Origin of the sequence: Methylobacterium sp. J-076 (assembly GCF_022829405.1) — a bacterium.
Classification (GTDB): Bacteria; Pseudomonadota; Alphaproteobacteria; order Rhizobiales; family Beijerinckiaceae; genus Methylobacterium.
Genome location: NZ_JAKSXW010000023.1, coordinates 1 through 586, shown reverse-complemented (window position 1 = coordinate 586; position 586 = coordinate 1). Strand labels below are relative to the sequence as shown.

Here is a 586-nt window from a genome sequence, read left to right as displayed (position 1 = left end):
GCATCTTCATGGCCGAGGCGGAGTCGGACTGTCCGAAATCCGAATGGCTGAGCAGCGCGATCTTCGGCGTGATGCCGAAGCGGGTCACGTGGTTGGCGCAGGCCTGGGCGATCTCGGCGATCTCCTCGGACGTCGGGTTCTCCCGGACATGGGTGTCGGCCAGGAAGTACGGCCCCTCGTTGGTGATGATCAGGCTCATCGCCGCGAGCTGCTTGATGCCCGGCTGCAGGCCGATCACGTCGCGGATGATCCGCAGCCGCGTCTCGAACCTCATCTCGCCCCGCAGGACGTTGACCAGCTGGGGCAGCTCATCGAGGGAGGTCTTGCGCAGCACCCGGCCGAGGGCGGTCACCCGCGGGTCGTCGGTGAGCTTGTGCGTGGCGGCCCACTCGGCCCGCGCCGTGGCGCTCGCGGCCAGGTGCGCCGCCAGGGCGCCCTCGGCATCCACCACCATCGTGCGGAACTTCAGGCAGCCGAACGGCGTCCCGCCCCGGCCGAGGCGGTTGTGGCGGAAGATCGGCGACTTGCGGTCCCCCATCCACACCGCCGCGCCGACGAGCAGCAGCAACGGCAGCAGAAGCAGCAG

Annotated in this window: 1 protein-coding gene; it reads right to left on the bottom strand. The window is 69.6% G+C overall.

The genetic code is table 11. From position 1 onward, the window contains the following. A partial coding sequence (locus MKK53_RS01095; protein ID WP_243926034.1) for a phosphate acyltransferase occupies positions 1-586 on the bottom strand: 586 nt, incomplete at both ends.